Source organism: Pseudomonas sp. PA27(2017) (genome assembly GCF_001945445.1).
In the GTDB taxonomy this organism is placed as follows: domain Bacteria; phylum Pseudomonadota; class Gammaproteobacteria; order Pseudomonadales; family Pseudomonadaceae; genus Aquipseudomonas.
In genome coordinates, this window is the sequence record NZ_MSXW01000061.1 from 558,060 (window position 1) to 582,532 (window position 24,473).

Below are 24,473 nucleotides of genomic sequence, written 5' to 3' on the forward strand. Positions count from 1 at the left end.
CTAGCGCGGCTCATCCCCCACCAGCGGATCCCGAATCCGGTCGCGGCTCGATAGCGCCGGGAACAGCTTGATCCACAGCAGGCTGATGCCGATGGCGCCGAAACCGCCGATCAGCACGGCCGGTACGGTGCCGAACCAGGCGGCGCTGACGCCGGCGCGGAAGTCGCCGAGCTGGTTGGAGGCGCCGATGAACAGGCTGTTCACTGCACCGACCCGGCCGCGCATGTCATCGGGCGTCTGCAACTGCACGAAGGCGCCGCGGATCACCATGCTGACCATGTCGGCGGCGCCGAGCAGCACCAGGGTCGCCAGGCTGAACCACAGCGAGGTGGACAGGCCGAAGCCGATGGTCGCCACACCGAAGATCGCCACCGAGCCGAGAATCACCGGGCCGACGCGCCGCTCGATGGGGTGGCGCGCCAGGTAGATCGACATCAGCAACGCGCCCACCGCCGGCGCCGAGCGCAGCAGGCCCAGGCCCCAGGGGCCGGTGAGCAGGATGTCCTTGGCGAACACCGGCAGCAGCGCGGTGGCACCGCCGAGCAGTACGGCGAACATGTCCATGGAGATGGCGCCGAACACTTCCGGGCGGCTGCGGATGAAGCGGAAGCCGGCCAGCAGCGATTCCACCGAGATCTTCTGCTTCAGCGGCTTCTGCTGCGACGGCAGGCTGAGCATCATGCCCACGGCGATCAGGTACAGCACCAGCGCCGGGCCATACACCCAGGCCGGCGCCACGGCGTAGAGCACGCCGCCCAGAGCGGGAGAGACGATGGTCGCGGTCTGCATCGCCGAGCTGGAGGCCGCCACGGCGGCGGGGAACAGGCCCGGCGGCACGATGTTGGGGAGCAGGGCCTGGGTGGTGGGCATCTCGAAAGCCCGCGCGGTGCCCATCATGAAGGCGATGACGAAGATCATCTCGCGGGTCAGGCTGCTCGTGCTGCTGCCGATCAACAGGGTGATGGCGACCATGGCCTGGCCGCACTGGCACAGCGCAGCGACCTTGCGGCGGTCGAAGCGGTCGGCGACGTGACCGGTCAGTAGGATGAAAAGGATCTTGGGCAGAAATTCGACGAGGCCGACCAGGCCCAGGTCGAGCACGTTGCCGGTGAGGCTGTACATCTGCCAGCCAATGGCCACGGTGAGCATCTGGAAACCGCTGGCGGTGAACACCCGTGCCAGCCAGAAGCGGATGAAAGGCGTGTGATGACGCAGTAGCAACTGACCATGGACGGACATTGGAGTACTTAGGCGGCTAACGACGGCCGCTCAGCCTAGCACGTCCGCTGTAACATTTGGATGCAAGATGTCTGATGACTTCAGATCAGCAGCGCTGCACGTGCCGTGGTGCTTAGAAGCTGTTCATGCTCCTTCAGCCCAGGTTCGTCGACTTTGGCGGTTAAGTGGCGGGAGCCGTCGTTATCCGATCCATTGTGGGAGCCGCGACCTCGCGGCGAATCGCTCAGCCACCGCCGAAATAGGCAGTCAGGCTGCAATCGTTTCGCCCCGAGGTCGGGGCTCCCACAGGTTGGTTTGAGTGTCTGCTCCTGCCTTGCAGCAGCCTCTTTGATGTCGCCTAAAAAGATCGTGAGCAGGTTCTTAGTGGATCAGCCCGCTAAGCAGCCACAGGCCCAGCAATAGCCAGATCAGGCCACCGATCACCGAGCCGCGCATGAACGAGCGCACCGCGCTGTAGAGCAGAATCAGCCCCAGCAGCAACACAGCGATGCTGAGCAGCGATGGGGTAACCCCCAGAGCGCCGGACAGACCGTCGATAAAGCTGGCGACCGCGCCGCCGAGCATGCCGAAAACGCCGCTAAGGGCGTCGACGATAAAGCGGATGAACGAGCCAAACGCCTCGCCCAGGGATTCGAAAAAGCCTTCTACGCGCATGTAGGGATTCCTGAGAAACGGAAAGGGCGACAAGCGCCAGGGTGCTGACTATTGAGCCGCGGCCTCGATGCGGAGTTCCCGGCTTCTGCGCCGCAGGCGCTTGCGGCCGGTCAATCGTCGAGCATGGCCTTGAGCTTGCCGGCCAGCGCCTCGAAGGAGAACGGTTTGGCGATCATGTCCATATCCTTGCCCAGGTAGCCGTCGCGTATTTCGGCGCCCTCGGCATAGCCAGTGGCGAACAGCACTTTGAGGCCCGGCTGGCGCTGCCGGGCGGCGTCGGCGAGCTGGCGGCCGTTCATGCCGGGCAGGCCGACATCGGTGAGCAGCAGGTCGAGCGGCGCGTACTGTTCCAGCAGGCCCAGGGCGCTTTGCGCGTCGCTGGCCTGGATCAGGCTGTAGCCGAGTTCTTCGAGCACCTCGACCATCAGCATGCGCACCACCTTGTCGTCTTCCACCACCAGGATGCGCTCGCCGGTACCGCGCGGCGCTTCGGGCGTGGTGCTGTGGGGCAGCTCGGCTGGCGCCACGGGCAGGCGCGGCAGGTAGAGGTTCAGGGTGGTGCCGCGGCCGACCTGGCTTTCCAGATGCAGGTAGCCGCCGGTCTGCTTGACGAAGCCGTAGACCATGGAAAGCCCCAGGCCGGTGCCCTGGCCGATGGGTTTGGTGGTGAAGAACGGCTCGAAGGCGTGGCGGATGATTTCCACGGGCATGCCGCAACCGCTATCGCTGACCGACAGCAACAGGTAGTCGCCGGCTGGTACCTGGTGGTTCTGCGCCTCCAGTTCGCCGAGCTGGGTGTTGCGGGTTTCGATGTGCAGCGTGCCGCCGTTAGGCATGGCGTCGCGCGCGTTGATGGCCAGGTTGATCAGCGCGTTTTCCAGCTGGTGACCATCGCTGCGGGTTGGCCACAGGTCGTCGGCCAACCGGGTTTCCAGGCTGATCTGTTCGCCCAGGGTACGTACCAGCAACTCCTCTAGGGCGCACACCAGCTCGTTGACAAGGACCGGGCGCATGTCCAGCGACTGGCGGCGGGCAAACGCCAGCAGGCGGTGAGTCAGCGAGGCGCCGCGCTTGGCCGAGGCGATGGCGGCGTCGACGAAGCGCGCCAACTGCGGGTGTTCGTCGCCCGGCAGCTTGCGCTGGATCAGCTCCAGGCTGCCGAGAATGCCGGCCAGCAGGTTGTTGAAGTCATGGGCGATGCCGCCGGTTAGCTGGCCGATGGCTTCCATTTTCTGCGCCTGGCGCAGCTGCTCCTCGGCCTGCACCCGCTGCAGTACGGCTTCGCTGACCCGCTCTTCGAGGGTCTGGGTCAGCTGGCGCAGTGCCAGTTCGGTGCGTTTGCGCTCGTCGATGTCCATCAACACGCCGGGAAAGCGCAGCGGCGTGCCATCGGGCGCCATCTCGCAGCGGCCGTTGGCCTCGATCCAGCGATAGCTGCCATCGGCCTGCAGCACCCGGTATTCGGCGCGGTAGCTGCCGCCGGTCGCGATGGTGTGCTCGATCATCGCGCGTACCCGTGGCCGATCCTGCGGGTGGATGGCCAGGGTGACGCGATCCAGCGCCATGCCGCTGGCGGCCTGCTGCGGGTCGGCGGCGAAGGCGCGGGCGAAGCGTTCGTCGCCGGTCACTCGATCATTGGGGATGTCCCACACCCAGGTGCCGAGCACGGCACCGGCGTTGAGCGCCAGCTCGATGCGTTCGTTGGCGCTGCGCAGCTCCGCTTCGGCCTTGCTGCGTTGCTCGATAGCGACGATCTGATTGGTGGTCTCGACCACGATGCACATCATGCCGTGGGAATGCCCGGTGTTGTCGAGCAGCGGGTTGTAGTAGAGGTTCATCCAGGCATCTTCCTGCTGGCCGGGGCGGCGCAACGGCAGGTAGAGGTTCTCCTGGCACATCGAGCGGCCATTCAGGCCCATGCTGATCACGTGGCGGTTCCACTCGGCGATCTCCGGCCAGGCGTCCTCGGCCGGCAGGCCGAAGATGCCCGGATGACGCTGGCCGGCGAACGCTGCGTAGGCGTCGTTGTAGATCAGCACGCCACGGGCGCCGCACAGCAGCACGATGGGCGTCGGTGAGGAGAGGATCAGCCGCGTGGTGCTGATCAGTACTTCCGGCCACCCTTCGATGGGGCCAAGGGGCGTGGCTGCCCAGTCAAAGCGGCGGATGAGCTCGACCGTGTCGCCGGATTGGCCGGCGAACAGGCAGGGTTGCGGTGGCGTGTTCTGCGTCACGGACATCGATCGGGTGCCTATCCTGCGGTCTGGCCGCGACTGCAGCCCGCTGGCGGGCTGCAGAGTGAGTGGGGTCAGGTGGGTTTGCCGCTGGCGAAGGCGTGCTGCAGTTTTTCCGCCAGTTCGTCGCTGCGATAGGGCTTCTGCACGATGAAGGCTTCGTCGGCATCCAGCCCGCCCAGCTCCGCGTAACCGGTGACGAACACCACCGGCAGTTCCGGGTAGCGGCGGCGCACTGCCTGGGCCAGTTCGGCGCCATTCATGCCGGGCATGGCGAAATCGGCGAGCAGCAGGTCGATGTCGTCATCGAGCTTGGCCAGGGCATCGGGGCCGCTATGGGCCTCGCGCACCTGATAGCCGAGTGCGTCCAGCGTCAGGGCGGTGACCTCGCGTACCCGCGGGTCATCGTCGACCAGAAGAATGGTGCGCTGGTCGCCGGGCTCGGCGATCGGCAGCGGCTGGCTGGGCATCTGTACCTCGGCCTGCACCACGTTGCGCAGGCCTGGCAGATAGACCTTGACCGTGGTGCCGACGCCCATCTTGGTGAGAATGCGCGCGCCGCCACCGGACTGCTTGGCGAACCCGAATACCTGAGCCAGGCCGAGGCCCGAGCCTTTGCCGATTTCCTTGGTGGTGAAGAACGGCTCGAAGGCCTTGGCCAGCACCGCCTCGCTCATGCCGCTACCGGAGTCCCGTACCGCAAGCACGACATAATCGCCGGGCTCCGGGTCCTCGGGGCGCCGCGGGATTTCGCTGATCACCTCGTTGCTGGTGCTCAGGTGCAAGGTACCACCCACGCCCATGGCGTCGCGGGCATTGATCGCCAGGTTGAGGATGATCAGTTCGATCTGCGTCGGGTCGACCCGGGCATGCCACAGATCCGGCTCGGTGGCGGTCTCGATCAGCACGCTGCCGCCCAGGGTGCTTTTCAGCAGTTCGAGCATGCCCTGCACGGTTTCACCAAGGTTGACCGCCTCCGGCACCAGGCGCTGGCGCCGCGAGAAGGCCAGCAGCTGGCCGGTCAGCTTGGCACCACGCTCGCCGGCATCGGTGATGTTCTGCAGGCGGCCGCGGGCCTTGTCCAGGTTGCCCTTTTCCAGGTCGCGGATCAGGAAGCTGGTACTGGTCAGCACCACGGTCAGCAGGTTGTTGAAGTCGTGGGCGACGCCGGCGGTGAGCTGACCGACTGCTTCCAGGCGCTGCATCTGCTGCAGGGTCGCTTCGACGCGTTCGCGCTCGGCGATCTGCTCGCGCAACTGCTGGTTGGTGGCGGCCAGTTCTTCGACAACTGCGCGCTCGTGGGTGATGTCACGCACCGTGGCGTAGAGCAGGTCGTCGTCGCGCACCACGATCCACGACAGCCAGTGGTAGTCGCCACTGGCGTGGCGCATGCGGTTGACGAAGCGTACCGAGACGTTGTCCGAGGTCACACGCTCGATGTGCGAGCGGGTGTCCTGCTGATCGTCGCTGTGCACCAGTTCCCAGAGCGGGCCCTGGGTGAGCTGCTGGCGCGTCCAGCCAAGGGTCTGCTCCCAGGCCGGGTTGAGGGCGCTGGGGCGCATGTCGAAACGCAGCACGGCGAGCAGGTCGCGGGACAGCTCCCAGTTGCGATCGCGCTCGCGGGTGCGTTTCTCGACGCGCTCGCCGAGCACGTCGTTGAGGCGCAGCAAGGCTTCGTTGGCCTGTTTCTGTTCGGTGATGTCGTGCAGTACACCGAGGAAACGGGTGCACTGCCCATCGTCGAAGAACGCCTGGCCGCGCGCGGAAATCCAGCGTTTGCTGCCATTGCTCAGGGGCAGGCGGAATTCGGCCTGGAACTCGTTGCCACTGTCGGTGGCCAGTGCCTCGTTGACCCGCTGACGCAGCTGCGCGCGATCATCGGGGTGGCAGCGGCCGAGAAACAGGGCCATGTCGACGTCGGCGCCCGTCTCCAGTTCGTACAGCGCGCGGCAGCGTTCGTCCCAGATCAGCGTATCGGTGGCCGGCACGTAATCCCACATGCCCATGCGCGCCGCACCGATGGCCAGCCGCGCACGGGCTTCGACGGCCTGCAGGGTGTCTTCCACGCGGCGCCGTTCTTCTCGCTCGTTGACCTCGGCCATGGCGCGGTCGATGGCCTTGGGCAGGAACGGTAGGTTCTGCTTGAGCACATAGTCGACGGCGCCCAGGCGCATCATCTCCACCGCATGCTCTTCGCCGAACATGCCGGACAAGAAGATGAACGGCGTCTGCGGGGCCAGGCGGCGGGCCACCTCCAGCGCCTGGGCGCCGGAGGAGCCGGGCAACAGGTAATCGGAGAGGATCAGGTCGAAGCGCTCTTTCTCCAGCGCGCGTTCGGCGGCCTCGTGGTCATAGACCAGGGTACTGTCGACCGCCAGACCATTGCGTTCCAGTGCGAGCAGGGCCAGTTCCGCGTCATGCGGGCTGTCTTCGATGAACAGGAGTTTGATAGGCACAAGCGGCATGGAAAGGTCGTCGATTACGGTCTGTGGTTAGGCCAGGGAATCACGCATGGGGTGCGGGCGATCAGTTTTCATCGGCTTGCTCGTCATCCTTGGCACGTCGCTGCAGGCGCAAGGAACCGGGAGGCGGCTCGTTGAGCACTGCCCAGAACACGCCCAGATCGGAAATGGCCGAGACGAAGGCCTTGAATTCGACTGGTTTGACCACGTAGGCGTTCACGTTCAATTCGTAGGCGCGCTGCAGATCCGGGCCTTCGCGCGACGAGGTCAGCATGACGATCGGAATACTGCGCAATTCGGGCGAGTCGCGCACCACCTTGAGTACTTCCAGGCCGTCGACCTTGGGTAACTTGAGGTCGAGCATCATGATCGCCGGGTTACCGGGCAGGCGATCTGCATGGGCGCCACGGCGAAACAGATAATCCAGCGCTTCGGCACCGTCGCGCATGACGATCACGTCGTTGGCCAGCTGACTACGCTCCAGAGCGATCAGGGTCAGCTCCAGATCGTGGGGATTATCTTCGACCAGCAGTATCGGTTTTAGCATTCATGTCCTCGACCCGTTACGCTAGAACGGGGTGGTGGCGTTTAGGTAGCGCGAAATAAAAAGTGGCGCCTTGATCGATCTTGCCCTCGGCCCAGACTCGCCCATCGTGACGCTCGATTATACGTCGTACGCTGGCCAAGCCGATGCCGGTACCTTCGAATTCCTCCATGCGGTGCAGACGCTGGAATACGCCGAACAGTTTGTCGACGTATTCCATATTGAAGCCCACACCATTGTCGCGCACAAAGACGACCACTTCGTCGTCATGTTCCTGGGCGCCGACCACGATGATTGCCGGATCACGCTCGCGGCTGTATTTGATGGCATTGGCCAGCAGATTGCGCAGGGCAAGGTGCAGGAAAGCAGCGTCAGCGACCACCCGCGGCAGCGGCTGGATGTGCCATTCCAGGTTTCGACTCTGGTAATCGGGTTTCATTTCCTCGCGAATCGCTTCGACCAGCGCATGCAGATTCACGTCGGTGAAACGCAGCGCAGAGCGGCCCATCTGCGAAAAGCTCAGCAGGTTGTCCACCAGGGTACCGGCGAAGCGCGCCGACTCGGTGATGTGCTCGAGAAAGCGCACCCCGCGCTCGGACAGCTTGGTGCCTTCGAAGTCCGCCAGCAACTCGGCGTAGCCGGCGATATGCCGCAGCGGTGCACGCAGGTCGTGGGACACGCTATAGGAGAAGGCCTCCAGCTCCTTGTTGCTCTTTTTCAGGTCGCTGGCCAGTTGGGCCATTTCTTCGGCCTTGCGCAGCACGATGCCGAGCACCGCGTTGCGCAGCTCCAGGGCGCTTTCCGGTTCCTGGGGATGCCATGGCGTGGAAAAACCGCTGATCTCCTCCTGCCAGCGCGCGAAGCTGTTGCGCGGGCTGAGGGCGCCGCTGGCGCTGACTGCCTTCTCGGGCTTGCCGGCCCATTGCACGATGCGTTTCTGCTCGGGTTTGAACCAGATCAGGTAATGCGAGTGCAGCTCGGAAATGGCCACGGCCAGCAGGCCACCCACATGGTTGGCCAGCTCGGGCAGCTCAGGGATGTCTCGGCTGACGTTATCGGTCTGGAACAGATCCTCGCCCGGCCGGGCACCCAGCCACTGCACCAGGGCATTGACCCGATCACGCGGTGGCGTCTGCCCGATCAAGTCGCAGTGCGAGGCGGAGATGATCGCCGCGCCGCTGGCCTTGGCGAAGTCGAGAAAGGTATCGGGCAGTGACAACAGGCCTTCGCTGACGCTGTCACGGTCGGCCATCGCCGAGAGCATCTGCACGATATGGCGGCGCAACTGCAGCAAATGCTGGGTGCGCGAGTGGGAGATCTTCGCCTCGATCTGCAGCGACAGCATGCGGCCCAGCAGCTCGCAGGCGGTGCGTGTCTGGAAGCCGACCGAGCGGGCACTGGCGTGGTGGCAGGAAATCAGCCCCCACAGTTGGCCCTCGACCACGATGGAGATCGACATCGAGGCGATGGTCTGCATGTTGCGCATGTACTGCAGGTGCACCGGCGACACGCTGCGAAGCGTCGCGTAGCTGAGATCCAGCGGTTTGCCGGTCAGCGGGTTGCAGGCCGGGCGCAGCGGCGAGGGCTGGTAATTGGCGTCCTCGATCACACGGATACGGTTGGCCACGTACAACTGGCGGGCCTGGGGCGGGATGTCCGAAGCCGGGAAGCTGAGGCCCAGGTAGCTGGGGTAGCCCTCGTCGAGGTTCTCGGCGAGCACCAGGCCATTGCCTTCGGGGTCGAAGCTGTAGATTTTCACGCGGCCGAAACCGGTAACGCGCTTGACCTCGGCCACCGATAACGCGCACAGCTCGTCGATGTCCTCGGCGCCCTGCAGGTGGCCGATGAAGGTGCGCACCATCGGATACAGGGTGTTGTAGGCGGTGACCACGTTGCTGGTGGTCTCGAATTCGGCGATCAGCACCTGATCGAAGCGGTGGGCGACCATCGCCGTCATCTCGCCACGGCGGCTGCCTTTGCGAAAGCGCACGTCACCGATATGAAAGGGCGTGGTGTCGTCGTCTGATAATTGCGCCAGGCGCTCGGCTAGCACGGTGCCATCCTCGAGCAACTCGTCCAGATGACAGCCCAGCAGCTGGTCCGGCTCGAGACCCAGCCAGTCGGCAACGTTCTCGCTCACTTGCAGCACCGTCAGCGCCTGCTCGTCGAACACCATCAGGAATCCCTGAGGCTGAATGCTGCCGGGGATATGGATGGGTTCCTTGGCGCAGTTCGCGATGGCGGTACTCAAAGAGGTGCTGGTTTCACTGGCCGCCAAGATGATCTCCTTCAGTTCCAAGCCGATCGCAAGGATGGTGTCGTAGGCTGCGGGCAGCCGAGGCTGGCCGCCATCGCCTCTGCGATGCGCACTGTCTTGCGGCAGTCTGCACGGTCTTTCGGGCTGGGTAAACCATCATCGGCAGGAGCTGCCGGGCGGCAATGGCGTGCAGGTCGCGACCTGGCCGTGAGGAACTTCCCTGGCAGGTGGCTCTCTCAATGCGGTCGCGCATGCCGCGTAATTGCAACATTGCTCAGGCACGCTGCCCCGCACCTTCCACGTCGAGATTCCCCATGCTATCTGTCGCCAAGCGGGCTTTTTCCCGCCTGCCTGTTCTGCGCCCATGGATGTGGTTGCTGTTCGTCGTTCTGTTCGCCGCTGCCTATCAGGTGCGCGCGCTGCATCTGGATGATCGCCTCTATTACTGGCTGACCACGCCGGCGGTGTCGCAATGGGCGCCGGGCAGCCTGCTGGGTCGCGACTACAAGGTGCAGGTGGACGCCAAGGCAGTCGGCGGCGTGAAGAACAACCTGTCCGGCCTCAGCTACGACGAGCAGCGGGACCAGCTGTGGGCAGTGCTCAACAACCCCGAAGAACTGCTGGCCATGAGCAAGGACGGCGAGGTGTTGGCGCGCTATCCGCTGAGCGGCTTCAGTGATGTCGAGGGCGTCACCTACCTGGGCGATGGTCTGCTTTTGCTGGCCGAGGAGCGCGAGCACGGCCTGGTGGTGGTGCCGGTGCCGGAGCGTGCCGGCGCCTTGTTCCGCGAGGACTATCGGGCCCTGACCCTAGGCATTCAGCGCGACGGCAACCAGGGGTTCGAGGGGGTCGGCTACGATCGGGCGCGTGATCGGCTATTCGTCGCCAAGGAACACTCGCCGATGAAGCTCTACGAAATCCGCGGCCTGAAAAGCAGTGTAAAAGGGGATTTCGGTTTGGAGATCATCGATCACGAGGATTGGATCCGCGATTCTGTGTTCGCCACCGACCTGTCGTCGGTGCATTTCGATGAGCGTACCGGCCACCTGGCGCTGCTCAGTGACGAGTCGAAGCGGATCATGGAGCTCGATGGCGACAGCGGCAAACTGATCGGTTTCCGCACCCTGAACAGCGACTTCGCCGGCCTTGGTAAAGCCGTTCCCCAGGGCGAGGGCATGACCTTCGACGACGACGGCAACCTTTACATCGTCAGCGAGCCGAACCTGTTCTATCGTTTTGGCCGCGGTTAGAGCGGCGGGATAACCAGAGACTGTACGCGTGTAGGCCCCTGCGCCTTGCGATTGTGGCCTTGGCGCGGAATCGGCGCTGCTCTTGCCATTCGCCCCGGGTCGGGGCTCCCACACTGAATCGAGGCAGCGCCAGTGATCATGTGGGAGCGTCGACCTCGGCGCGAAGCGGTTGTGGCCTTGGCGCGGTATTGGCGTTGGCATTGCCACCCGCCCCGGTCGGAGTTCCTACCTTGGATCTAGGTATCGCCAATGCTTACCGCGGCGGATACTGGCTGAGCACCCGGCCAACGGTTTCGCGGATTTCCGCTTCCCGCTCGGTCGGATTGCCGGCGGCATTGCGCACGATTCGCTCGTCGCTGGCGCGCCACACCAGCTTGCCATCCTTGCCATCGAACAGGTCGACCTGCACGGTCGCCACCTTGTAGTCGATGGTGCGGGTTTCGTTGTAGGCCGGCCCCCCCCAATACGGGCCCCAGTAACCGCCGAAACCACCGCCGAAGCCGGTGCTGACCTGCTGCTGGCGATCATCGACGACCAGCCACACCTGAACCTTCAGATCGCCCTTGGCGCCCGCTGCCGCTGGGCGCAGGCCGCGCTGGTCGAGCTGATCGGCGACGGCGCTGCGCAGGCGCTGCTCGGTGAGGTCGCTGCGGATGCGCGGGTCGTCGGGCTTGTACTGCACCGCGGGCTCTTGCCAGCTCCAACTACGATACGCGGCGAAATCGCGACTGGCGTCGAAGTCGCGGTTGATCTGCTGGCTCTGGCAGGCGCCGAGCAACAGCAGCACGGGAATCAGTAGCAGAGACAGACGGCGCATCGGTTTTCTCCTGAATCCATCGATGGGGTGGTTCATGCTGGCGGGTATTCGCCAAGAGCGTCACTGACGGCCTTGCGCAAGGCGTCGGCGCGCTCGGCCTGGCTGCCGCTGCTGCGCATTTCGGCTTGGCCGCTCCACACTTGCTCGCCGCTGCGGCCGTCGAAGAAATCGATGCGCACCACCACGACTTCCTCTTCATAGGTGCGGGTCAGCGGTACGCGGGCCCCCACGCCGACGCCATTGCCGTAGTAGCCACGGTTGCCGAAACTGCTATAACCGCCTCCGTAGTAGGGATCGTAGCTGTCGGCCACCTGGCGTACGCGGCGCTCCAGGCGGGTGTCGGTGCGTATCTTGAGGTCGGCGGCGGCACTGCCTTGGGCAGGGCGCAGGCCGCGTTGATCCAAGGCGTTGTTGAGGGCGTCCTGCACCAGGTCGGCGCTGGCCCAGGCGCTGCCAGCCGGGCGCTGTTGCCAGGCCCAGCTGCGATAGGCTGCGTAGTCGCGCGGGGCGGCGGGGTAGGCACTGCGATCGAAATGATTGGCTGCGCCCGGTGGCGCGGGGGGCAGGGGCACCGATTCGGTGGTGTACGGATTGTGGCTCTGGCAGGCGACCAGGGCAGTGGTGAACAGCAGCAGCGCAAAGCGTTTCATGGCGTCTCTCCTGGCAGAGCAGGGTTCAGCGTGGCCGGCAGATCCAGTGCAGGTAGCGTCCAAGACCGGCGAAGGCCGGGTGGCGACGGTGCGCCAGCTCCATTTCCAGCAGGTCGGCGAGCTGCGCCTTGGCCTGGAAATCCCGCGGCATGTAGTCGTGGAAAACCCGTACGCCGCTCCTGTGTTCGACCTGCCAATGGGTGGCAAGTTGCGATTCGAGTTCCCGCGGGTCTAGGGGGCGCTGGGGGGTCAGGCTTTGCTTTTCACCGGCGAATTCGTCCTTGCGCAGTTTGCGCAGGTGGCCCTTGAGCAGGTTGCGGTAGATCAGCGCGTCCTTGTTGTAGAACGCCAGTGACAACCAGCCATCGGCGGCGGTCAGGCCGTGCAGGGCCGGGAGGATGGCGGCCGGCTCGGCCAGCCATTCGAGCACCGCGTGGCAGATGACCAGGTCGAAGGGCGCCTCGAAACGGCCCGGCAGATCCTGCCAGGGGGCGTGTATGAACGTGGCAGCCACGCCAGCCTGGGCGAAGCGCTCACGGGCGCCAGCGAGCATGGGTTCGGCGGGCTCGGCCAGAGTGACATGATGACCGCGTTCGGCCAGCCACAGCGCCATATGGCCCAGGCCGGCACCGACATCGAGCACCCGCAGTGGGCGCTCGGGCAAGGCTTCGGCGAGGTCGGCCTGCAACACGGCGAGGCGGATCGCGCCCTTGGCGCCGCCGTAGATCTTCTCGGCGAAGCGGGTCGCCAGTTCATCGAAGTGCCGGTCGCTCATCAGGCGAACCGCCGTTCGCTATCGGCCAGCTTGGCGCGCACCACCTGCTCCATGTCCAGGCCCAGCTCGCTGCACAGGAGCAGCAGGTAGAGCACCACGTCACCGATTTCCTGGCCGGCATGCTCGAGCTTGTCTGCCTGCAGGGTGCGCGACTGGTCTTCGCTGAGCCACTGGAAGATTTCCACCAGTTCGGCCATTTCCACGCTGGCGGCCATGGCCAGGTTCTTTGGGGCATGGAACTGGCGCCAGTCGTTGCGATCACGAATGGCGTGCAGGCGGGAGGTGAGTTCGGCGATGTTCATGCGGCGTCTCGGAGGCAGAGGCCGCCTATTCTTTCATGGGCGCCGAGCGCCGTCCAAAGGCTCGCGAGCTAGATGACCTGCCAGTAGCCGGCCAAATGCGGCACATCGTCCTTGCCCTGCAGATCGAACTGGCCTTCCGCCGCCGGCAGGCTGGCACGCATGCGCAGGGTGCTCGGGAGCAAAACCGGCTTCTGGAAGCGCACTTCGACGCTGTAGCCCGAGGCTGGCAGATGGGCGTGCAACGCGGCCAGGGCGCGGGCTTTATTCCATAGGCCGTGAGCGATGGCGTGGGGGAAGCCGAACGGCTTGGCGCTCAGGGTCGATAGATGAATAGGGTTGTAGTCCCCCGAGACTCGCGCATAGCGGCGGCCGATATTCGACGGCGCCTGCCAGCTATCCAGCGCGTCCATCGGCAGGCTGGGCGGTTCGCTGCGGCCAATGGTCGGCCCGTCGAGCTTGATGCCGCGACACAGGATGCGGCTGTCACCTTCCCAGAGCAGGCCCAATTGATCCTCTAGGCGGGTGATCACGCTGAACACCGCGCCCTTGTCGTGGGGCGCCAGGTTGCTGGCTTCCACGCTCAGGGTAAAGGGGCCCAGGCCGGCCAGCTGGCGCACCACGCGGATGCGGTTTTCCAGGTGCACCAGGCCAAGCGCAGGAAAGGGGAAGTCAGGCTCGGTGAGCAGCTTCATCTGCAGGGTGAAGGCCAGTACGTGCGGATAGGTGGCGGGCAGGCGAGCATCGTCGGTGAAGCCACACAGCTGGCGATAGCGGGCCAGGTGCCCGGCGTCCACGCTCACCGGGCAACGCAGCCCGCGGTGGGGCAGGATCTTGCCGGTGACTCCGCGCCGAGTCGCGGCGCGCAGGAGCATGCCGGGCAATGCCGGCGGGGTGTGCAAATCGAGCCATTCGGTTGCCATCGTGCGCTCCGCTGCAAGGTGGTTTGTGCGTACTCTCGTCGAGATTTAGGACATTAGCCAGCGCCTATTGGTGCCAAGTGCGCAAACGATTGCCGGTTACCCGAGCATTAGTGGCGAAAGCTGCCTACGCTGGTGGGTAAATTGGCCCAGCCACTACCCATGCAAGGAATGCAGCATGCCCAACCTGGACAAGCACAGGGCCATCACGCTCCCGCCAGCCCTGATGCCGAGTTTCCTGTGCCTGCGCACCTCGCTTCCCGCGGGCGCCGGTCAAGCGCGCCCCGAGCTGGTCGGCGAGGTCAGCCGGCTGATCGACGAGTTGCTGAGCGAAGGCGCGACCCTCGAGCAGGTCGCCGCCCGTCTGGGTATGCCGGTGCGGCGGTTACGGGAACGGCTGGCCCAGGCCGATGTGCGTTTCAATGAACTGCTCAACGATTCTCGCTGCAACCTGGCCAAACGCTTGCTGATGGACACCGATGAGCGCATCGAGCGGATCGCCGAGCGCACCGGCTTTTCCGAGCCCAGCACCTTCTGTCGCGCGTTCAAGCGCTGGGTCGGCGCGACGCCGGTGGAGTTCCGGCGTCGCGGTCGTGCGGCAATCTCGTGATCAGGCGCCCAGCAAGCTCTGCCCGCACACTCTCAGCACCTGCCCGCTGACCGCGCCCGAGCCGGGTTGCGCGAACCAGGCCACCGCTTCGGCGACATCCTGGGGCAGGCCACCCTGGTTCATCGAGTTCATGCGCCGGCCTGCTTCGCGAATCGTGAAGGGAATGGCGGCGGTCATGCTCGTCTCGATAAAGCCTGGCGCCACGGCATTGATGCTGATGCCGCGCTGCGCCAGGGTCGGCGCCCAGCTCTGGGCCAGGCCGATCAGCCCGGCCTTGCTGGTCGCGTAGTTGGTTTGCCCGACGTTGCCGGCGATGCCGCTGAGCGAGGCGATCAGCACCACGCGGCCGTCGTCGCGCAGGGTGCCGGCTTCCAGCAGCGCTGCGGTGAGCTGATGCGGGGCACGCAGGTTGACGTCGATCACCGACTCCCACAGGCCTTCGCTCATCTTCGCCAGGGTCTTGTCGCGGGTGATGCCGGCGTTGTGCACGACGATATCGACGCCATCGGGCAACGCTTCTACCAGCTTGGCCGGTGCGTCTTCGGCGCAGATGTCCAGCGCCAGGCTGCGGCCACCCAGGCGCGCGGCGAGGGCATCGAGGGCGTCCTTGGCGGGCGGCACGTCCAGCAGCAGCACCGTGGCGCCGTCGCGGGCCAGGGTTTCGGCAATGGCGGCGCCGATGCCGCGGCTGGCGCCGGTGACCAGGGCGGTCTTGCCGGCCAGCGGGCGCGTCCAGTCGGCGACCTGCTGCGCGCAGGGCTGCAGGCGCAGCACCTGGGCCGAGATGTAGGCGCTCTTGGGCGACAGCAGAAAGCGCAGCGCGCCTTCGAGTTGGTCTTCCGCGCCGGGGTCGACATGCAGCAGTTGCACGGTGCCGCCGCGGCGGATCTCCTTGGCCAGTGAGCGAGTGAAGCCTTCCAGTGCGCGTTGCACGCTCGAGGCCTGCGGATCGGTCAGCGTCTCAGGCGCGCGACCGAGCACCACCACGTGAGGGCAGCGATCGAGATTCTTCAGTGCGGGCTGAAAGAACTGGCGCAGGGCGTCGAGATCCTCGAAGCGCTGCAGGCTGCTGGCATCGAACACTAGCCCCTTGAGTTTGGGGCCGTGTTCGGCGGTCCAGCGGGGCAGGGACTGCTCGTCACGGGGCGCGAACAGTTCGTCGGTCAGGCGCTTGGCGAAGCCCGCCACCGCGGCACTCAGGTCGCCCACGCCACCGATCAGCAGCGCACCTTCCAATGGCCGATTGCGACCCGCCACCCAGCGCTCCAGTGGCAGTGGCGCCGGCAGCCCGAACGCACCGACCAGGCGGCGGCCGGCCGGCGTATTGGCGAAGTTGAGGTAGCGATCGGACATGGAACAGACTCCAGGGCTGAAACTCAAAGTGGTTGACCACTGTACGCGATCACTCGTTTCATGCATCGACAGCAGCCCAATGACCGGCGACCGTGTCGGTAAAACGGCACCCTAAAATGCCGCAAAATATTACTGCAAGGAGCCGCACATGAGCCTGCCGCGCCGGGTCGCCATCGTTGGTGGCAACCGTATCCCCTTCGCCCGCTCCAACAGCGCCTACGCCACCGCTAGCAACCAGGCCATGCTCACCAGCGCCCTGGAAGGCCTGGTCGAACGCTACAACCTGCATGGCGAGCGCCTCGGCGAGGTGGTGGCCGGTGCCGTGCTCAAGCACTCGCGGGATTTCAACCTGACCCGTGAGTGCGTACTCGGCTCGCGCCTGGCGCCGGAAACCCCCGCCTACGATCTGCAGCAGGCCTGCGGCACCGGCCTGGAGGCCACCCTGCTGGTGGCCAACAAGATCGCCCTCGGGCAGATCGAGTGCGGTATCGCTGGCGGCGTGGATACCACTTCGGATGCGCCGATTGGCGTCAACGAAGGTTTGCGCAAGATCCTGTTACAAGCCAATCGTGCCAAGAGTACCGGCGACAAGCTCAAGACCCTGCTGCAGATCCGCCCTCGGCATCTGGCGCCGTCGCTGCCGCGCAATGGTGAGCCGCGCACGGGGCTCTCCATGGGCCAGCATTGCGAGCTGATGGCGCAGCACTGGGCCATCCCCCGTGACGAGCAGGACCAGTTGGCCGTGGAAAGCCATCGCAAGCTGGCTGCTGCCTACGCCGAAGGCTGGCAGGACGATCTGATGACGCCGTTCCTGGGCCTGACCCGCGACCAGAACCTGCGTCCCGATATCGACCTGGCCAAGCTGGCGACCCTCAAACCGGTATTCGAGAAAGGCCAGCGCGGCACCCTGACTGCCGCCAATTCCACGCCCCTGACCGATGGGGCTTCCCTGGTGCTGCTCGCCAGCGAGGAGTGGGCCAAGGCCCGCGACCTGCCGATTCTTGCCTACTGGCGCGACGGCGAGGCGGCTGCAGTGGATTTCGTCAAAGGCCACGAAGGGCTGCTGATGGCGCCGGTATACGCCGTACCCCGGTTGCTGGCGCGCAACGGCCTGACCCTGCAGGACTTCGACTATTACGAAATCCACGAGGCCTTCGCCGCCCAGGTGCTGTGCACGCTCAAGGCCTGGGAAGACGCCGACTACTGCCGAGAGCGCCTTTGTCTGGCGCAGCCGTTGGGCAGCATCGACCGCGCCAAACTCAACGTCAAAGGCAGCTCCCTGGCGGCAGGCCACCCGTTCGCCGCCACCGGCGGGCGTATCGTCGGCAACTTGGCCAAGCTGCTGTCGGTTGCGGGTGAGGGGCGTGGCCTGATTTCCATCTGCGCTGCGGGCGGGCAGGGCGTGACGGCGATTCTGGAGCACTGAATCAGTCCGATCGTAGCCTGGGTCGAGCGTAGCGACACCCGAGAGCCGCTGTCCTGGGTATCGCTGCGCTCAACGCCAGGCTACGGATGCTCGGTCATTCTTCGCGGCTGAGCGTTTCGGCTTCGGCCTGCAGTAGCGCCGCCTTGCGTGCCACGCCCCAGCGATAGCCGCCCAGGCTGCCGTCGGCGGCGGTCACCCGGTGGCAGGGCACCAACAGGCCCAGCGGATTACTGGCACAGGCACGGGCGATGGCCCGTGGGTGGCTGGCGAGTTCGGCCGCCAGTTGCCCGTAGGTGCGCGTCTGGCCGACGGGAATGGCGCGCAGAGCCTGCCAGACGCGCTGTTGGAAGGCCGTGCCGCGCAGATCCAGCGGCAGCTTGGCGGCACGTTCAGGCTCGTGCAGTTGCTGCAGTACCTCGTTTAGCCAGCCTTCCAATTGCCCGTCATCGGCCTGCAGGCTGGCCGCCGGGAAGCGCTGGCGCAGCTCGGTTTCCAGCGTATCCGCCGCATCGCCGAACAATAGGGCGCACAGCCCTTTGGCGCTGCCGGCCAGCAGCAGGTAGCCGAGCGGGCAGGGCACCACGGTCACGCGCAGCGCCTCGCCCTTCGAGCCCAGGCGCCGCCTTGCCAGAGCTACGCCGTCGGTTTGCTCATAAAGACTGCGGGTGTTGCTGTAGCCGGTGGCCAGCGCCGCGTCGAGTACCGATCTGGCGCCCGGCAGGTTGGCGGCCAGGCGTTCGCGTTGGCGGGCGCTGGCCCAGGCCTTGGGTGTCAAGCCGGTGCGCGCCTTGAAGGCACGGGCCAGATGCGAGGGTGACAGGCCGATTCGTGCCGCCAGCGCGTCGAGGGTCGGTGCTTTATCGGCTTCGTCGAGCAGGTGGCAGGCTGCGGTCACCAACGCGTCGAGCTGTTCGGCGGTGCTTGCGCCCTGAGGCGTGCAACGCTTGCAGGGCCGGTATCCCGCCGCTTCGGCCTGCGCCGGGCCATCATGGAAACTGACGTTCTCGCGGCGTGGTCGACGCGCCGGGCAGCTGGGCCGGCAATAGATCCCGGTCGAGCGCACGGCGAAGACGAATTGACCATCCTGCGCGGCATCGCGCTCGCACACGGCCTGCCAGCGGCGTTCTTCGCACATGTCGATCTCCTGTAACGGTATCTGGATTGTCGGTATCCGCCGGCGCGGACGCCAGTGCCAATCACGCTTTCAAACCTCAATGGCCGGCGCATTTTCCCCATGGGCTGGGCGCTGCCCAAGGATTGCCGTATAAAAGGGCCGCATAGCCCACCGAGGACCCCGATAAAAGCTGATGAAGACGCCAAAACGCATTGAGCCCCTGGTCGAGGACGGCCTGGTGGACGAGGTGATTCGCCCTTTGATGAGCGGCAAGGAAGCAGCGGTCTACGTGGTGCGTTGCGGTTCCGAGTTGCGCTGCGCCAAGGTCTACAAGGAGGCCAACAAGCGCGGGTTCCGCCAGGCCGCCGAGTATCAGGAGGGCCGCAAGGTACGCAACAGCCGCGATGCCCGGGCCATGGCCAAGGGCTCCAAGTACGGGCGCAAGAACCAGGAAGACAACTGGCAGAACGCCGAAGTAGCCGCGCTGTTTCGCCTGGCCAGTGCCGGCGTGCGGGTGCCCAAACCCTACGACTTCCTCGACGGCGTGCTGTTGATGGAACTGGTCACCGATGGCGAGGGCGACGTGGCGCCACGCCTCAATGACGTCGACCTGCACCCCGAGGACGCCCGCGAATTCCACGCCTTCATGATCGAGGAAATCGTCAAGATGCTGTGTGCCGGCCTGGTGCACGGCGATCTGTCGGAGTTCAACGTGCTGCTCGGCCCGGACGGTCCGGTGATCATCGACCTGCCCCAGGCGGTGGACGCAGCGGGCAACAACCATGCCTTCAAGATGCTCGAACGCGACGTCGGCAACATGGCGGCCTACTTCGGCCAGTTCGCCCCAGAACTCAAGTACAGCAAGTACGCCAAGGAAATGTGGGCGCTCTATGAAGAAGGCAAGCTAACGCCACAAAGCGTGCTCACCGGCGAGTTCAAGGACCCGGAAGACGAAGCCGATGTCGACGCGGTGATGCGCGAGATCAAGGCCGCCTTGGCCGATGAAGCCCGCCGCCAGGCTGCGCTCAATGCCGAGGACGAGCCCAAGGATCGCGAGCCGCCACCGCCGTGGGAGCGTTGACAGGCGACATGCTGGTACCTGGCGCCTAGCCGGCATCCTGCGGCTTTGGCTTTTAGGTGGCGGAAGCGGCCGATCGTTCTCGTGGGATGGACTAGTGATTATCTGTGGGAGCGGGCCATGCCCGCGAAAAATCACGAGCATGGACTGGGCGTGCCCGCCCGCTCCCACAATGAGTCCGCCAGCATTACCGTGTTGTTCGCGCGCTCAGTTCCGCTCTGACGAGCGGGTTACTTTTGGCATTGCCCCAAAAGTAACCAAAAGGTCTAGCCCCGACATCCGGCCCCAGCTGCGCTGGGGTTCCCTCATTACATCGTCGTTCCGGGGGCCGGCCAGGAAGGGCCATCCATGGCCCATCAGGCCTCTCGCCGCATCCATGCGGCTCGTCCCCCTATACAACGATTCCATTCGGCCTCCTGAAGGGGCGATTGATGTCGTCTGCTACGGCCGTGCAGGAGAAACATCAAAAAGCAAAAGCGACGAGTGGCCACTTCTGCCTTGAAGTGACCATAGGCCTGGTGAGACACCTCCAGCGCTGACCCGCCTTGCTCCCGAGGTCATGGAGAATGGCGGAGCGCAGTGAGGGGCGCTCTGCTTGCCCTGAAATGGTGAGCTTGGGCGTCGGTCGCCTCATATTGGTTCGCCTCGCCCTCCAGCCTCTCCCCTCGTCAAAGGGCTGAAAGCCCCGGCCCTATAGTCCTTGCGGACATTCGCGAAATCCTGGCACACAACCTGCTATCAAGCCTGTGCACCCATCACCATGGGGCCGGTGAGCAGGCCGTGGCCTGACGCTCACCCCCACATAATCGAATCCAAGGCAAAGACGCCTGAAGCTGACAACAGCTCCAGGCGTCTTTTTTTTGTGGCCTGCCATCCCTGGCGGCCACCCTTCGGGTCGTCGCAAGCGACGCCAAAAATTTTTCCAGAAAATTTTTTGCGTTGCAGAAAACCGTGTTAGCGCAGCAGACAGAGGGCAGGCTATGAACTCCATCGTCACATCGATCAAGCGCGAGACCCTGATCGTCATCGGCAACGGCATGGTCGGCCACCACTGTATCGAGCAGTTGATCGCCAGCGGCGCGCTGCACCGTTATCAGGTGCACGTCTACGGCGAAGAGCCGCTGCGCGCCTATGACCGTGTGCACCTGTCCGAATACTTTTCCGGCAAGGATGCCGAAGCCCTGGCCCTCGGCGAGGCCGATCTCTATGCCCGCAACGGCGTGCATCTGCACCTCGGTGAGCCGGTGTTGGAGATCGACCGTGAGGCACGCGAGGTCGTCACCAGCCAGGGGCGTCGTGGCTACGACCGTCTGGTGCTGGCCACTGGGTCCTATCCGTTCGTGCCGCCGATCCCCGGCGCCGAAGGCAACTCGCGTCTGGTCTACCGCACCCTGATTGATCTCGACGGCATCCGCGCCGCCGCTATGGGCGCCCGCCGTGGTGTGGTGGTCGGTGGCGGCTTGCTCGGCCTGGAGGCGGCCAATGCGCTCAAGTCCCTCGGCCTGGAAGCCCACGTGGTGGAGTTCGCGCCGCGGCTGATGCCTGTACAGCTGGATGTTGACGGTGGCGACGCACTGCGGGCGCGTATCGAGGCGCTGGGCGTGGGCGTGCACCTGTCGCGGGCCACCCAGGAAATCGTCATCGGTGAGGAATACGCCTACCGCATGAATTTCAATGACGGTGAGTATCTGGAAACCGACCTGATCGTGTTCTCCGCCGGCATTCGCCCTCAGGACGCCCTGGGCCGTGCCGCCGGCCTGGACATCGCCCCGCGCGGCGGCGTGGTGGTCGACAACGACTGCCGCACCAGCGACCCGGCCATCCATGCCATCGGCGAATGCGCGTCCTGGAACGGCACGGTATTCGGCCTGGTGGCGCCCGGCTACAGCATGGCCCGCGCCGTGGCCGCGCAATTGGCCGATGAGCCCCATGAACCGTTCACCGGCGCTGACATGTCGACCAAGCTCAAGCTGCTCGGCGTCGATGTCGGCTCCATCGGCGATGCCCACGGGGCCACGCCGGGCGCCAAGAGCTACCGCTACATCGACGAAGCCAATGCCAGCTACCGCCGTCTGGTGGTCTCGGCGGATGGTCAGCATGTAATCGGCGCCGTGCTGGTCGGCGACAACAGCTATTACGACACCCTGCTGCAGTACGCCCAGAACGGCATCAAGCTGCCGGCCGATCCGTCCAGCTTGATCCTGCCGTTGTCCGACGGTGCGCCGACCCTGGGCGCCGATGCGCTGCCGGATACCGCGACCATCTGCTCCTGCCACAACGTCAGCAAGGGCGCGGTGTGCTGCCAGGTCGACGCCGGCATCACCGACCTCAGCGAGCTCAAGGCCATCACCAAGGCCGGCAGTGGCTGCGGCGGCTGCAGCGCGCTGCTCAAGCAGGTTTTCGAGCACGAGCTGAGCGCCCGCGGCGTGGCGGTCGACAAGAGCCTGTGCGAGCACTTCGCCCACACCCGCCAGGAGCTGTACGCCATCGTCCGGGTGGAAGGCGTGCTCAGTTTCGATGAGCTGTTGGCCAAGCATGGCCGCGGCCACACCGGCTGCGACATCTGCAAACCGGCGGTGGGTTCGATCCTCGCCTCGTGCTGGAACCAGCCAATCACCGATCCGGCGCTGATTCCGCTGCAGGACACCAACGACACCTTCATGGCCAACATGCAGAAGAACGGCACCTATTCGGTGGTGCCGCGCATTCCCGGCGGCGAGGTCACCCCGGACGGCCTGTTGGCCATCGGCGCCGTGGCGAAGAAATACGACCTCTACACCAAGATCACCGGCGGCCAGCGCATCGACTTGTTCGGCGCGCAGCTGCACGAGCTGCCGGACATCTGGGGCGAATTGATCGCCGCCGGCTTCGAGACCGGCCACGCCTACGGCAAGTCGCTGCGCACCGTGAAGTCCTGCGTGGGCAGCACCTGGTGCCGCTATGGCGTGCAGGACAGCGTCGGCATGGCGCTGCGCCTGGAGGATCGCTACAAGGGCCTGCGCGCGCCGCACAAGATCAAGTTCGCGGTCAGCGGCTGTACCCGCGAGTGCGCCGAAGCGCAGAGCAAGGACATCGGCGTGATCGCCACCGACAAGGGCTGGAACCTCTACGTGTGCGGCAACGGCGGCATGCGGCCGCGGCATGCCGAGCTGTTCGCCACCGACCTGGACGACGAGGCGCTGATCCGCACCATCGACCGCGTGCTGATGTTCTACATCCGCACTGCCGACAAGCTGCAGCGCACCTCGGTATGGCGCGAGTCGCTGGAGGGCGGCCTGGATTACCTCAAGGCGGTGATCCTCGACGACAGCCTGGGCCTTGGCACCGAGCTGGAGGCGCAGATGCAACTGGTGGTCGACCGCTACGAATGCGAGTGGGCGGGCGCCCTCAAGGACCCGGAGAAGCTCAAGCGCTTCCGCACCTTCGTCAACGACCGGCGCGCCGACCCGGACATCCATTTCGTCAAAGAGCGCGGTCAGCGCCGCCCCATTACCGCCAGTGAGTTACATCTGATTCCCGTTACCGAGGAGGTGCTCTGATGAGCCAGCCCAACGCCGTGCGTGCCCAATCGCTTCCCGCCACCGAATGGCAACCGCTGTGCCGCAGCGCCGACCTGGTCGCCAACTCCGGCGTGGTGGCCTGGCTCGACGGTGCGCAGATCGCCCTGTTCCATCTGCCCCACAGCGAAGTCGGCGAGCAGCTGTTCGCAGTGGAGAACCGCGACCCGAAATCCGGCGCCAACGTGATCGGCCGCGGCCTGATCGGCCAGATCAAGGGCGATCTGGTGATCGCCTCGCCGCTCTACAAGCAGCACTTCCGCCTGCGCGACGGCACTTGCCTGGAGTACCCGGAGCAGCGCCTGCGCGTGTGGCCGGTGCGCCTCAATGGCGACACCGTGGAAATCGGCCTGGCGGCCTGAGCGTGTTTGGCGGCGGGCTACCCGTCGTCGTGTCTGGTTCATTTGAGAGAGCGTCAGTATGTCCTACCTGGTTCCTGCCGAATTCGTCACCAAGATGGTGGATGCCGGTGAGTCGAAAATATTCATGTCGACCCGCGATACCCTGATCCGCGCCTTCATGGCCGGTGCCATCCTGTCCCTGGCGGCGGTATTCGCCATCGCCGTGAGCGTCGGCACCGGCTCGCCGTTACTCGGCGCCGTGCTGTTCCCGGTCGGCTTCGTGATGCTTTACCTGATGGGCTTCGACCTGCTCACCGGGGTGTTCATGCTCACCCCGCTGGCGCTGCTCGACCGTCGCCCGGGCGTCACCGTGGGCGGCATCCTGCGCAACTGGGGCCTGGTGTTTCTCGGCAACTTCGCCGGTGCCCTGACCGTGGCCTTCATGATGGCCTTCGTGTTCACCTACGGCTTTTCCAAGGACCCCGGGCTGATCGGCGAAAAGATCTCGCACATCGGCGAAGACCGCACCCTGGGCTATGCCGAATATGGCGCGGCGGGCTGGGCGACCATCTTCCTGCGTGGCGTGCTGTGCAACTGGATGGTGTCGATGGGCGTGGTCGGCGCGATGATCTCCACCACAGTCAGCGGCAAGACCATCGCCATGTGGATGCCCATCATGCTGTTCTTCTTCATGGGCTTCGAGCACTCGGTGGTGAACATGTTCTTGTTCCCCTCCGGCATCATCCTGGGCGGCGATTTCTCGGTGATGGACTACATGATCTGGAACGAGATCCCCACCGCGCTGGGCAACCTGGTCGGCGGCCTGGCCTTTACCGGCCTGACGCTCTACACCACCCACGTGAAGACCGGCGCCAAGCGCACCTACAACTGAG

Annotated in this window: 19 protein-coding genes and 1 pseudogene; 7 read left to right on the forward strand and 13 right to left on the reverse strand. The window is 65.3% G+C overall.

Translation table 11 applies throughout. The features are described from left to right. The 6 genes from BVH06_RS24145 to BVH06_RS24170 form a co-directional block, all read right to left on the reverse strand. Positions 1–1,239, reverse strand: coding sequence for an MFS transporter (locus tag BVH06_RS24145; protein WP_075935733.1), 1,239 nt, complete (start codon positions 1,237–1,239; stop codon positions 1–3). A gap of 360 nt (positions 1,240–1,599) precedes the next feature. Then, positions 1,600–1,893, reverse strand: coding sequence for a hypothetical protein (locus BVH06_RS24150; RefSeq protein ID WP_073262661.1), 294 nt, complete (start codon positions 1,891–1,893; stop codon positions 1,600–1,602). Positions 1,894–2,003: 110 nt separating this feature from the next. Further along, complete coding sequence (locus BVH06_RS24155; protein ID WP_083652176.1) at positions 2,004–4,133, reverse strand: ATP-binding protein; 2,130 nt, start codon at positions 4,131–4,133, stop codon at positions 2,004–2,006. A gap of 68 nt (positions 4,134–4,201) precedes the next feature. Beyond that, the gene (locus BVH06_RS24160; protein WP_075935735.1) at positions 4,202–6,592 is read right to left on the reverse strand and encodes a response regulator; all 2,391 of its coding nucleotides are present in this window, start codon (positions 6,590–6,592) and stop codon (positions 4,202–4,204) included. Between the two features lie 61 nt (positions 6,593–6,653). Then, a complete protein-coding gene (locus BVH06_RS24165; protein WP_075928677.1) occupies positions 6,654–7,136 on the reverse strand; it encodes a response regulator in 483 nt (160 codons plus the stop codon). A 16-nt stretch (positions 7,137–7,152) separates the two neighbouring features. Beyond that, the gene (locus BVH06_RS24170) at positions 7,153–9,411 is read right to left on the reverse strand and encodes an ATP-binding protein (RefSeq protein WP_075935794.1); all 2,259 of its coding nucleotides are present in this window, start codon (positions 9,409–9,411) and stop codon (positions 7,153–7,155) included. 293 nt (positions 9,412–9,704) lie between these two features. On the opposite strand from BVH06_RS24170, the gene BVH06_RS24175 reads away from it, so the two are divergent. Further along, positions 9,705–10,640 carry an SdiA-regulated domain-containing protein gene (locus BVH06_RS24175; RefSeq protein WP_075935736.1) on the forward strand — a complete coding sequence of 312 codons (936 nt, stop codon included), beginning with the start codon at positions 9,705–9,707 and terminating at the stop codon, positions 10,638–10,640. 253 nt (positions 10,641–10,893) lie between these two features. Here BVH06_RS24175 and BVH06_RS24180 read toward each other — a convergent pair whose 3' ends face one another. From BVH06_RS24180 to BVH06_RS24200, 5 genes are all read right to left on the reverse strand, one after another. Further along, a complete protein-coding gene (locus tag BVH06_RS24180; RefSeq protein WP_075935737.1) occupies positions 10,894–11,457 on the reverse strand; it encodes a DUF4136 domain-containing protein in 564 nt (187 codons plus the stop codon). A 32-nt stretch (positions 11,458–11,489) separates the two neighbouring features. After that, positions 11,490–12,107, reverse strand: coding sequence for a DUF4136 domain-containing protein (locus BVH06_RS24185; RefSeq protein ID WP_075935738.1), 618 nt, complete (start codon positions 12,105–12,107; stop codon positions 11,490–11,492). A gap of 25 nt (positions 12,108–12,132) precedes the next feature. Next, positions 12,133–12,882, reverse strand: coding sequence for a methyltransferase domain-containing protein (locus tag BVH06_RS24190; RefSeq protein WP_075928681.1), 750 nt, complete (start codon positions 12,880–12,882; stop codon positions 12,133–12,135). Next, on the reverse strand, positions 12,882–13,184 hold the full coding sequence (locus tag BVH06_RS24195; RefSeq protein WP_075935739.1) for a MazG-like family protein: 303 nt from the start codon (positions 13,182–13,184) through the stop codon (positions 12,882–12,884). The genes BVH06_RS24190 and BVH06_RS24195 overlap by 1 nt, the downstream gene beginning before the upstream one ends. A gap of 68 nt (positions 13,185–13,252) precedes the next feature. Then, complete coding sequence (locus BVH06_RS24200) at positions 13,253–14,104, reverse strand: MaoC family dehydratase (protein WP_075928683.1); 852 nt, start codon at positions 14,102–14,104, stop codon at positions 13,253–13,255. A gap of 277 nt (positions 14,105–14,381) precedes the next feature. Here BVH06_RS24200 and BVH06_RS24205 point away from each other — a divergent pair. Further along, positions 14,382–14,711 (forward strand): annotated as a pseudogene (locus BVH06_RS24205) (helix-turn-helix transcriptional regulator); the annotation flags it as partial. On the opposite strand, the gene BVH06_RS24210 reads toward BVH06_RS24205, so the two are convergent. Next, positions 14,712–16,064: a 3-oxoacyl-ACP reductase gene (locus tag BVH06_RS24210; protein ID WP_075935740.1), complete on the reverse strand. Its 1,353-nt coding sequence runs from the start codon at positions 16,062–16,064 to the stop codon at positions 14,712–14,714. A 148-nt stretch (positions 16,065–16,212) separates the two neighbouring features. Here BVH06_RS24210 and BVH06_RS24215 point away from each other — a divergent pair, with 148 nt between their 5' ends. Then, complete coding sequence (locus BVH06_RS24215) at positions 16,213–17,490, forward strand: acetyl-CoA C-acetyltransferase (RefSeq protein WP_075935741.1); 1,278 nt, start codon at positions 16,213–16,215, stop codon at positions 17,488–17,490. A gap of 94 nt (positions 17,491–17,584) precedes the next feature. On the opposite strand, the gene ada is transcribed toward BVH06_RS24215, so the two are convergent. Beyond that, positions 17,585–18,625: a bifunctional DNA-binding transcriptional regulator/O6-methylguanine-DNA methyltransferase Ada gene (gene ada, locus BVH06_RS24220; RefSeq protein ID WP_075935742.1), complete on the reverse strand. Its 1,041-nt coding sequence runs from the start codon at positions 18,623–18,625 to the stop codon at positions 17,585–17,587. 172 nt (positions 18,626–18,797) lie between these two features. On the opposite strand from ada, the gene BVH06_RS24225 reads away from it, so the two are divergent. The 4 genes from BVH06_RS24225 (at position 18,798) to BVH06_RS24245 (ending at position 24,472) form a co-directional block, all read left to right on the forward strand. Next, positions 18,798–19,685, forward strand: a complete 888-nt coding sequence (locus BVH06_RS24225) for a PA4780 family RIO1-like protein kinase (protein ID WP_075928687.1) — start codon at positions 18,798–18,800, stop codon at positions 19,683–19,685. Between the two features lie 977 nt (positions 19,686–20,662). After that, entirely contained in the window at positions 20,663–23,221 is a 2,559-nt protein-coding gene (gene nirB, locus BVH06_RS24235; RefSeq protein WP_075935744.1) for a nitrite reductase large subunit NirB, read from the forward strand. Then, entirely contained in the window at positions 23,221–23,601 is a 381-nt protein-coding gene (gene nirD, locus BVH06_RS24240; protein ID WP_027908788.1) for a nitrite reductase small subunit NirD, read from the forward strand. Before nirB ends, nirD begins: the two co-directional genes overlap by 1 nt. Positions 23,602–23,659: 58 nt before the next feature. Continuing rightward, entirely contained in the window at positions 23,660–24,472 is an 813-nt protein-coding gene (locus BVH06_RS24245; RefSeq protein ID WP_075928690.1) for a formate/nitrite transporter family protein, read from the forward strand. Position 24,473 lies beyond the last annotated feature (1 nt).